The organism is Micromonospora sp. KC213 (assembly GCF_004348325.1).
Classification (GTDB): Bacteria; Actinomycetota; Actinomycetes; order Mycobacteriales; family Micromonosporaceae; genus Micromonospora.
In genome coordinates this window covers 1-10084 of sequence record NZ_SMKF01000195.1, presented here as the reverse complement: position 1 = coordinate 10084, position 10084 = coordinate 1, and the positions used below count along the sequence as shown (strand labels likewise).

The following is a 10084-nucleotide window of genomic DNA, read 5'->3' as shown; positions in this document are numbered from 1 at the left end:
GCCCCGGAGGCCCCGACGCCGCGTTCGCCCGAGGAGGTACGCCGGCAGATGTCCGCGCTGCAGGCCGGCACCGCGCGAGGCCGGCGGGAGGGCGGCACGCTGCACCCGTTGCCGCCGGACGCGGCCGAGCCGGCGGCCACCGACGGCCCCCGGGCCGCTGAGCCGCCCCCGTCGCCGGCCGAGCCGGCGGCGGCGCCCGAATCCCCGACCGCGAGTGAGAGGGACGTCTAGTGGTGCACACGACGAGGCAGAGCGCCGACCTCGGCTGGTTGCTGGACGAACTGGTGGAGCGGGTGCCCCCCGCCCTGGAGGCGGTGGTGCTCTCCGCCGACGGCCTGCTGCTCGGGGCGTCCAGCGGCATGGGCACCGCCGACGCCGAACACCTCTGCGCCCTGGCCTCCGGCTTCTCCAGCCTGGCCAAGGGCGCCAGCCGGCACCTGGACGCCGGTGGCGTGCGACAGACGGTGGTGGAGATGGAATCCGCCTACCTGTTCGTCACGGCCGCCGGTCAGGGCACCTGCCTGGCCGTGGTCTGCGATGCCGACGCGGACATCGGTTTCGTGGCGTACGAGATGGCGCGGCTGGTGATCCGGGTCGGCGAGAACCTGACCGCGCCGGCCCGGACGGCGGCAGGAGACGTCGATGCGAGCTGAGCCGCCGGGCCCTCAACACGAGTGGTTGGACGGCGATGCTGGTCCGGTGGTCCGCCCGTACACCCTCACCGGCGGTCGGGTACGCCCGGCCGTCGACGGGTACGACCTGGTCGCGTTCGTGTTGGCGAACGGTGATCCGGCCGGCCGGCCGGCGTTGCAGCCCGAACACCGGCGTCTGGTCGAACTGGCCCGGCGTCCGGTCGCGGTGGCGGACCTTGCCGCCGACCTGGACCTCGCCGTGGGCGTGGTCCGCGTTCTTCTCGGCGACCTGCTCGCCCGGGGGCTGGTCTCGGTGCACGAGCCGCCGGCCGCCGCACTTCCCGACAACGACATCCTCAAGGCGGTGGTCAGTGGACTACGTGCGCTCTGACCGGGACTCCTCCGGGGCCCGGTTGCCGCTGGCTCTCAAGATCCTCGTCGCCGGTGGCTTCGGCGCAGGCAAGACGACGTTGGTGAGCGCCCTGAGCGAGGTGCGCCCCCTGCAGACCGAGGAGGTGCTGACCAGCGTCAGCATCGGCACCGACGATCTCTCGGGGGTGGAGGGGAAGACCACCACCACGGTGGCGATGGACTTCGGCCGGATCACCATCACCGAGGACCTCCAGGTCTACCTCTTCGGCACGCCGGGCCAGGACCGGTTCTGGTTCCTCTGGGACGAGCTGGCCTTCGGGGCGCTGGGTGCGGTGGTGCTCGCCGACACCCGCCGGCTCGCCGACTGCTTCCCCTCGATCGACTACTTCGAGCAGCGGGGCATCCCGTTCGTGGTCGGAGTGAACCACTTCGACGGGGCCCGTCAGTTCGGCACCGAGGCGGTCCGGCAGGCGTTGGACATCGACCCGCAGGTGCCGGTGGTGCGCTGCGACGCGCGGGACCGTCAGTCCGCGAAGATGGTGCTGATCTCCCTGGTCGAGCACGTGGCCCGGCAGCGGGGCGAACCGGTTCCGGTGGCCTGATCCCGGATCGGGGTGGCCGGGCGGGCCGTCCCGCCGCGGCCCGTCGTACCCCTGGTTGCCGGCCGGTCGCCCCCGACCTCGGCGGCCGCGCGGGCGGGATCTGAGGAAAGGGGCCTGCCGGGCGCGTCCGGCGGGAAAGCTCGGGTGGGACCGGCAGGAACGGTGGAGGGAGCAGCGGTGGCCAGTGACATCGTCCACATCGGTGGTTACACGGCGGCCAGCGGGGGACGGGGGGACGGCATCGTGGCTGCCCGGCGCGACCCGACCTCGGGAGAGTTGACGCCGCTCGGCACGGTGGCGGTCACCGATTCGCCCTCCTTCCTCGCCCGGCACCCGGCCCGGCCGGTGCTGTACGCGGTGAACGAGCTGCCCGAGGGCCGGGTCAGCGCCTTCGCAGTGGGGCAGCGGGGCGAACTGACTCCGTTGGCCGTCCGGGCGACCGGGGGCGCCGAGCCGTGCCATCTGGCGGTCGCCCCGGACGGCGGGCACCTCTACGTCGCCAACTACGGCGGCGGCAGCGTCGCGGTCCTTCCGCTCGACAACCGGGGGGTGCCGGGGGAGCGTAGCGACCTCGTCCGGCACGACGGCCACGGCCCGGACCCGCACCGCCAGGAGCAGGCGCACTGCCACATGGTCTCCCCGGATCCGGGCACCGGTCCGCTGCTCGCGGTCGACCTCGGCACCGACTCGATCTACCGCTACGACCTGGCCGCGGGCCGGCTGGTGCCCCGCACACCCCGGGCGCGTACCGCTCCCGGCAGCGGCCCGCGTCACCTGGCCCGGCACCCCGACGGGCGGCGCTGCTGGGTGGCGGGCGAACTCGACGCGACCGTCACCGCGTACGAGTTGACCGCGGACGGGGCGCTGCACCAGCGGGGGCGGGTCGAGGCCAGCGGCCGGGCCGGGCATGTCCAGCCCTCGGAGATCGCCGTCGGTCCGGACGGGCGTTTCCTGTACGTCGGCAACCGCGGGGTCGGCACGGTGGCGGTCTTCGCGCTCGACGGTGAGCTGCCGCGGCTGGTGGCGGAGGTGGCGACCGGCGGGGAGTGGCCGCGGCACTTCGCGCTGGTCGGCGAACACCTCTACGTCGCCGACGAGCGGGCCGACATGGTGCGGGTGTTCCACGTGGATCCCGGCTCGGGGGTGCCGGATCCGCTCGGCGAGCCGGTCGGGATGTCGAGCCCCACGTGTATCCTGCCGTGAGGCGGGCGCCGCTGCGGGCGAAAGATCCACGTCTGGGAACGGACTGACTACTCACTGTGGTGAAATGGTGATCAACTGTTTCTCCTCAGTAACTTTCGTCCGAACGGTTATGGCGGTAAGCGCCCGACCTGCGCAAGATGGTCGGCGTGTCTGGCCGCCATCGCATGCGTTCAAGTGTCCGTGGAGCAGGAGCCGCAGCCGTGGCGACCGCGCTCGCCGTCGTGGTCGCCGGAACCTGGTTCGGGTACCAGCAGCTGGCCGGTCCGTCCTGCTCGGGGGAGATTCAGCTCACCGTGGCCGCCACGCCGGAACTGGCGCCGGCGGTTGGTGACGCCGCCGACCAGTGGGTCAAGGACGGCGCAGCGGTCGGCGGAACCTGTATCGCGGTCACCGTCGCCTCTGCCGACTCGGTCGAGGTGGCCGCTGCGGTCGCCGGCAAGCACGGCGCCACCCTCGCCGGCGTGGGCCAGGCCAGTGGCACGGCGGTCACCCCGGACGTCTGGATCCCGGACTCCTCCACCTGGCTGCTGCGGCTGAAGAACAACGGCGCCACCGCGTTCGCCCCGGGCAACGGCGCGTCGATCGCCCGCAGCCCCATCGTGGTGGCCATGCCGGAGCCGGTCGCCTCCCGTCTCGGCTGGCCGGACGAGAAGCTCAGTTGGACTGACCTGCTCCGGGCGGTCAGCAGCGACAAGCCGTTGCGTGCCGGGATCGTCGAACCGACCCGGGATGCCGCCGGCCTGTCCGGCCTGCTCTCCCTGACCGCCGCCGCCAGCGCCTCCGGCGGGGACGCGCAGAAGGCCACCACCGGCGCCCTGCGGGCACTGGCCACCGGTCGCTCGGCGTTGCGGCAGGATTTGCTCGCCCGGTTCCCGCGCTCCAACGACCCGGCGTCCATCGCCAGCGCGCTCTCCGCAGCCGCGCTGTCCGAGGAGGACGTCATGGCGTACAACAACACCAAGCCGCCGATCCCGCTGGCCGCGCTCTACCTTGAGCCGTCGCCGATGCCGCTGGACTACCCGTACGCGGTGCTGCCCGGCATCGAGCCGTCGAAGGCCTCGGCCGCCCGGGTCCTCTACGAACTGCTCACCACCCAGGGTTTCAAAAACCGGCTGGCCGCCCAGTCGCTGCGCGCCCCGGACGGCAACTGGGGTGAGGGCTTCAGGGCGCTGCAGGGCGCCCCGAGCCCGGCCGGTGGCCAGTCCACCGTCCCGCCGGCCGGTGTCGGCGCCGCGGGTGGCCTGGATCCGGTCGCGATAGACCGTGCGGTCTCCGGCTGGTCCATCGCGACCCAGTCCGGCCGGATGCTCTGCGTCATCGACGTCTCCGGCTCCATGAAGACGGAGGTGCCCTCCGCCAACAACGCCAGCCGTGCCCAGGTGACCGTGGCGGCGGCCAGCCGTGGCCTGAGCCTGTTCGACGACACCTGGTCGATCGGCCTGTGGACGTTCTCCACCAACCTCGTGGGCTCCCGGGACTGGCGGGAGATCGTGCCGATCAACCCGCTGTCGAGCAACCGGAGCAAGCTGGAGCAGGGGCTGGGCTTCGTCCGGCCGTCCGACGGCAACACCGGCCTGTACGACACGATGCTCGAGGCGTACAAGAGGGTCCAGCAGGACTGGGAGCCGGGCCGGGTCAACTCGGTGGTGCTCTTCACCGACGGCAAGAACGAGGACGACAGCGGCATCTCGCAGGCCAAGCTGCTCAGCGAGCTGAAGGAGTTGGCGGACCCGGAGCGTCCGGTGCAGGTGGTCATCATCGGTATCGGCAACGGCGTCTCCAAGGCCGAACTCCAGTCGATCACCAATATCACCGGTGGCGGGACCTTCGTCACCGAGGACCCGACCAAGATCGGTGACATCTTCCTCAAGGCGATCGCGCTGCGCCCGAACGCGCCGCGCTGAGTCCAGCACGACATCGACCGCCGCACCGGAGCCTCCGGTGCGGCGGTCCATGCGCCGTGACCAGGGAAAACTGACGGCTATGCGTCCGAGGTGATCGGTAATCATCGTGCTGAGGCAAGATGTCGGAAACGCTTCGGCGTCGCTACCGCCCCAAGGGCAACGGCGGGCCGGAGCCGACTCGCACGATGAGGGGAGGGCCCGGTGAGTTCGGCAACCTTGTCCACGCCCACCCCGACGTCGTCGGTGCCAACCACCCGCAGCGCCGGGCCGGTCGCCCGGGCCGACCAGCGGGCGTACGTGCGGCTCCTGGTCGTCCTCGACACCACCGTTCTCTGCCTCGCCGTGCTGGCCGGGTACGCCGCCCGCTTCGGTGACCGGACGCCGGTCGGTTCGGAGATCCCCTACGTCCTGGTGGCCCCGGGTCTGGTGCTCGCCTGGCTGGTCTCGCTCAAGGCGATGCGCTGCTACGACGACCGGGTACTCGGCTACGGCGCGGACGAGTACCGGCGGGTCAGCGCGGCCAGCCTGCGGCTCGCCGGTGGCATCGCGATCGCCGGCTACATCGCCGACGTCGGCGTCTCCCGTGGCTTCCTCGCCATCTCCTTCGCCTTCGGCACGGCGGCCCTGGTGGTCACCCGGTTCGCCGCCCGCAAGCGGCTGCACCGGGCCCGGTACCAGGGTGCCGGCTGGTCCCGCCGGGTGCTGGTCGTCGGCGACACCGCGCACGTGCTGGAACTTGTGCACACCCTGCGCCGGGAGCCGTACGCCGGCTACCAGGTGGTCGGCGCCTGCATCCCCGACGCGCTGCTCGCGCCGGTGCCGCAGCGGCTCAGCGACGTGCCGGTGGTGGGCTCGCTGCGGGGGGTGCCCGAGGCGGCGGCGGCGATCGGGGCGGACACTGTGGCGGTGACCGCCTCCGGCGAGCTGACCGCGACCCGGTTGCGCCGGCTGGGCTGGCAGTTGGAGGGCACCGGGATCGATCTGGTGGTGGCGCCGGCGTTGACCGACGTCGCGGGGCCCCGTATCCACACCCGGCCGGTCGCCGGCCTGCCCCTGATCCACGTCGAGGCCCCCGAGTTCCGGGGTGCCCGCAAGCTGGTCAAGGAACTCGCCGACCGTACCCTCGCCGCGGTGGCGCTGCTGTTGGCCCTGCCGTCTCTCGCGGTGATCGCACTGGCCATCCGGCTGGACAGCCGAGGGCCGGTGCTGTTCCGGCAGACCCGGGTCGGGCAGGGCGGGCGCGAGTTCGCGGTGCTCAAGTTCCGCACCATGGTGGTGAACGCCGATCAGCTCCTGGCCGAACTGGCCGCCCGTAACGAGACCGACGGGTTGTTGTTCAAGATGCGCGACGACCCCCGGGTGACCCGGGTCGGCCGGTGGTTGCGCAAGTGGTCCCTGGACGAGCTGCCCCAACTGGTCAACGTGCTACTCGGGCAGATGAGCCTGGTCGGCCCGCGACCGCCGCTGCCGTCCGAGGTGGCCCGGTACGACGGCGACGTGGCCCGCCGCCTGCTGGTGAAGCCGGGCATGACCGGGCTCTGGCAGGTCAGTGGCCGATCCGACCTGAGCTGGGAGGATGGCATCCGGCTGGACCTGTACTACGTGGAGAACTGGTCGCTCGCCGCCGACCTGACCATCCTCTGGAAAACCTTCGGCGCGGTGCTGCGCCGTCGCGGGGCGTACTGAGCGCGGGCGCTCCGGGCGCGGTCGGGGCGGCGCGGGTACCGGTCGGGGCGCGGGTCGGTCCGGCAGCGGGGTCGACCGGTGCCCCGATCAGCACCTGTCGGGCCCGGTCGTCCGGTCCGCGCATCATCGTCACTCCTTCTGACCAGGCCCGACGGCCCTACGGTGGGGGTACGCTCGGCCCCACCATGGCAGATGACAGCGGTTCTGCCGGACCATTCGTGAGTATGGCCGCCGAGCTGGACGCCGCGGCCGGCGCCCTGCTGGCCGTGTGGGAGACCGCGCGGGAGCAGACGGCCAGCCCGCTGTCGGACGCGCAGCTGCGGGCGGTCATGGTGGTGGAGCGGCACGACGGGATCAATCTCCGCCGGCTCGCGTCCCGGTTGGACATGCTGCTCTCCTCGGCGAGCCGGCTGTGTGACCGGCTGGTCGCGGCCGGGATGCTGAAACGCGAGCCGGGCCGCCTGGACCGGCGTGAGATCGCCCTGCATCTGACTGCGCAGGCGCGGCGGCTCCTCATCGAGTTGCGGCAGGACCGCCGGCGGCGGCTGGCCGAGGTGCTCGCCGGCATGAGCGGCCAGGGGCGGGAGGAACTGCTGCGCGGCATCCGCGAGTTCGACCGGGTGGCCCGGCAGTGTGAGGGACCGGCGGAGCCGACGGACGGGCGGCCGACGCCCGCTCGTCCCTCGTTCCGCGTCGCGGCAGAGCCGGGCGTCCGGCGCCTCTGACACCCCCGGTTCGCCGCGACTCACGCCGATCATGACCGGATGGCCGCGACACGGTCACCAGGTCACTGCCGGCGGCCGAGCCAACCGGACGGTCGGGCGACGATCTGGCGGACCACCGCACCGGCACCGCCGACCACCGCGGACTCCGCCCCGAGCGCGGCGGCGCGGACCGAGACGGGGGACCAGGCGGCGGTCAGTACCCGGGCGGTCAGCTCGGTGGCGACGGGCGGGCGCAGCCAGCGGGCGAGGGTCGCGTACCCGCCGCCGAGGACCACGGTGTCCAAATCGAGCAGGTTCACCACGCCCGCGACGGCGACACCGAGGGCGGTACCGGCCGCGCGCAGCGCGGCGCGGGTCGCCGGATCGCCCGCGGCGGCGAGGTCGGCCAGCCGGCGGGCGGCGGTGTCGGCCGGCAGGTCCGCGCCCGAGAGGCCGGCCGCGCCGAGGATGGCCTCCTGGCCGGCGTACGTCTCCAGGCAACCCCGGCCGCCGCAGCGGCATCCCGGCCCGGCCGGGTCGACCGGCACGTGACCCAGCTCACCGCTCCAGCCTCGGGCGCCCCGGAAGAGGGTGCCGTCCAGAACGATCCCGGCGCCGATGCCGATCTCCCCCGAGACGTGCAGGAAACTACTGGTGCCGGGCACGGCGTGCAGCTCGCCGAGGGCGGCCAGGTTCGCCTCGTTGTCGACGGTCAGCGCCGGCACCCCGTCCACCGTGCCGGTGAGCGGTGGATGACCGGCGAGCAGGGCGGGGACGTCCACGTCGCGCCAGCCGAGGTTGGGGGCGAGGCGGACCAGCCCGTGGGCGTCGACGAGCCCCGGCACGGCCAGGGTGGCGCCGGCCAGGGTGATCCCCAGCCGGTCGGCCGCGGCGCGGGCTCGCCCGGCCAGCTCCACCAGGCGGGCCAGCGCCTCGGTGGGGGAGACGGGACGCAGGTCGGCCCGGCATACCTCGTGATGGCGGACGGTGCCGGTCAGGTCGACGACGCAGGCGGCCAGGTAGTCGACGTTGATCTCCAGCCCGAGCCCGGCGGGCCCGTCGGCGGCGAGCCGCAACCCACGGGCGGGCCGCCCCGCCCCCGTGCGTGGCTCGGGATCGACCTCGGCGACCAGCCGGCCGGCGATCAGGTCGTCGACCACCGCCGAGACGGTGGCCCGGGTGAGGCCGGTGTCGGCGGCGATTGCGGCCCGGGAGGGTGGACGGTCGGCGGCGGCGATCCGCCCCAGCACCACGGCGAGGTTGAGCTCGCGCAGGCTGCCCTGGCGGACCGCCCCGGCGATGTTGGCACTGGTCACCGCTTGACAATGCCACACCGCCCCCTTTAATCCAATCACTGAACAAATAGGGATGACACCCCTGACCGGAGGCTCAAACCTGCACGCCGCGAACCCGCCGGCCGGACCGGGCAGACCCGGTCACCCGGTCGGGATCCGGACCTGATTTGCTGCCGGTCATGGCGGGCACCAGGATCTCCCGGCGCGGGAACGCGGCGCACCGGTTCTACAGCGTCGTGGTGTTCGTGGTGCTCGCCTCACTGGACAACGTGGCGATCGGCCTGGTTCCCCCGCTGTACGGCCCGATCGCCGGCGCGCTGGGCGTACCAAAGGGCCTGCTCGGGCTGGTCACCGCAGCGAGTTTCCTGGTCAGCGCGGTCGCGGCGGTGGCCTGGGCGTACGTGGGTGACCGGGCGGATCGGAAACCGCTGCTCATGGTCGGCACGCTGATCTGGGCCGCCGGCACCGGCGCCAGCGGTCTTGCCCCGGACTATCCGGTGTTTCTGGCCGCCCAACTGCTGGCCGCGGTCGGGTTGGGCGCGGTCGGTTCGGTCGGGTTCTCCGTGGTCACCGACCTGATCTCGCCGCGTCGCCGGGGGTTGGTGATGAGCTTCTGGGGCCTGTCGCAGGGGGTGGGCACGCTCGTCGGCACGCTCACCGGCGGCATCCTCGGCAGTACCGACTGGCGACGGCCGTTCCTGGTGGTGACCGTGGTCGGCCTGGCGGCCACCGTCGCGTACCTGTTCACCTACGACGTGCGGCGGGGCCAGAGCGAGCCGGAACTGGCCCGGGCGATGGACGCCGGCGGCGAGTACGACCACCGGATCAGCCGTGCCGACCTGCCCCGGATCCTGGCCCGGCGGACCAACCGCTGGCTGATCCTGCAGGGCCTGACCGCGCAGGCGGCGTTCGGGTCGTTGGTCTGGCTGCCGGTGCTCTTCACCGAGCGGGCCCGGGAGCAGGGCTACTCGGCGGTCACCGCGGTGCTGGTGGGCAGCCTCTTCGCGACCCTGTTCCAGCTCGGCGGGGTGCTCTCGATCGTGGGTGGCCTCGTCGGCGACGCGCTGCAACGGCGTACGCCCCGGGGGCGGGCCCTGGTCGCGGCGGCGGGGGTGCTCGCGGCCCTGCCGTTCTATCTGGTCCTGTTCCTGGTGCCGATCCGGATCGACGTGCCGGACGGCGGCAGCTCCGCGGCGGTGGTGAGCGCGGTGCTGGCCAGCGTACTGACCGAGCCGACGGTCGGGCTGAGCCTGCTCACCGCCGTGGTGGCCCTGGCCCTGACCTCGGCGAACTCGCCGAACTGGTTCGCCCTGATCGCCGACGTGAACCCGCCGGAGCATCGGGGCACGGTGTACAGCCTGGGCAACCTGGTCAACGGAGTCGGCCGGGCGGCCGGTAACGGGCTGGTCGGGGCGGCCTTCGACGGTCTGCGGGCGGCGTTCCCGCCGCCGTTGAACTACGCCGTCGGGCTGGCCGCCTTTCAGCTCTTCTTCATCCCCACCGGGCTGATGTACTGGCTCGCCGCCCGCACCTCACCCGACGACATCCACTCGATGCGTACGCTGCTGCACTCCCGCGCTCACCACCGCCGCGGAGCTGCCGCCGTCCGGCACGTCGATCCGGATCGGCACCAGGAACAGGACCAGATAGAACGGCAGGGCCGCGAGCACCCCCGCCGCCGCGACC

Annotated in this window: 10 protein-coding genes; 9 read left to right on the top strand and 1 reads right to left on the bottom strand. The window is 73.0% G+C overall.

What is annotated here, in order from left to right:
* The 8 genes from E1166_RS26630 to E1166_RS26595 form a co-directional block, all read left to right on the top strand.
* The coding region (locus tag E1166_RS26630; RefSeq protein WP_132342683.1) for a hypothetical protein at positions 1–231 on the top strand (231 nt) is incomplete at its 5' end.
* Entirely contained in the window at positions 231–653 is a 423-nt protein-coding gene (locus E1166_RS26625) for a roadblock/LC7 domain-containing protein (RefSeq protein ID WP_132342682.1), read from the top strand. The genes E1166_RS26630 and E1166_RS26625, both read left to right, overlap by 1 nt.
* Positions 643–1023 (top strand): DUF742 domain-containing protein, encoded by a 381-nt coding sequence (locus tag E1166_RS26620; protein WP_132265531.1) that lies wholly within the window; start codon positions 643–645, stop codon positions 1021–1023. The genes E1166_RS26625 and E1166_RS26620 overlap by 11 nt, the downstream gene beginning before the upstream one ends.
* Positions 1004–1606 (top strand): ATP/GTP-binding protein, encoded by a 603-nt coding sequence (locus E1166_RS26615; RefSeq protein ID WP_132265533.1) that lies wholly within the window; start codon positions 1004–1006, stop codon positions 1604–1606. Before E1166_RS26620 ends, E1166_RS26615 begins: the two co-directional genes overlap by 20 nt.
* 177 nt (positions 1607–1783) lie before the next feature.
* The gene (locus E1166_RS26610) at positions 1784–2809 is read left to right on the top strand and encodes a lactonase family protein (protein WP_243710531.1); all 1026 of its coding nucleotides are present in this window, start codon (positions 1784–1786) and stop codon (positions 2807–2809) included.
* 164 nt (positions 2810–2973) lie between these two features.
* Positions 2974–4713, top strand: coding sequence for a substrate-binding domain-containing protein (locus E1166_RS26605; protein ID WP_207914546.1), 1740 nt, complete (start codon positions 2974–2976; stop codon positions 4711–4713).
* A 201-nt stretch (positions 4714–4914) separates the two neighbouring features.
* Positions 4915–6399, top strand: coding sequence for a sugar transferase (locus E1166_RS26600; protein ID WP_132342679.1), 1485 nt, complete (start codon positions 4915–4917; stop codon positions 6397–6399).
* A 224-nt stretch (positions 6400–6623) separates the two neighbouring features.
* On the top strand, positions 6624–7124 hold the full coding sequence (locus tag E1166_RS26595) for a MarR family transcriptional regulator (RefSeq protein WP_132342678.1): 501 nt from the start codon (positions 6624–6626) through the stop codon (positions 7122–7124).
* 62 nt (positions 7125–7186) lie between these two features.
* Here E1166_RS26595 and E1166_RS26590 read toward each other — a convergent pair whose 3' ends face one another.
* Complete coding sequence (locus tag E1166_RS26590; RefSeq protein WP_243710530.1) at positions 7187–8419, bottom strand: ROK family protein; 1233 nt, start codon at positions 8417–8419, stop codon at positions 7187–7189.
* Between the two features lie 158 nt (positions 8420–8577).
* Between E1166_RS26590 and E1166_RS26585 the strand changes: the two genes are divergently transcribed.
* A partial coding sequence (locus E1166_RS26585; protein ID WP_132342677.1) for an MFS transporter occupies positions 8578–10084 on the top strand: 1507 nt, incomplete at its 3' end.

What these genes read in the sequence shown, in the direction of transcription:
- E1166_RS26595 (WP_132342678.1), top strand. Translation starts at nt 6,624, where the DNA reads ATGGCCGCCGAGCTGGACGCCGCGGCCGGCGCCCTGCTGGCCGTGTGG.
- E1166_RS26605 (WP_207914546.1), top strand. Translation starts at nt 2,974, where the DNA reads ATGCGTTCAAGTGTCCGTGGAGCAGGAGCCGCAGCCGTGGCGACCGCG.
- E1166_RS26620 (WP_132265531.1), top strand. Translation starts at nt 643, where the DNA reads ATGCGAGCTGAGCCGCCGGGCCCTCAACACGAGTGGTTGGACGGCGAT.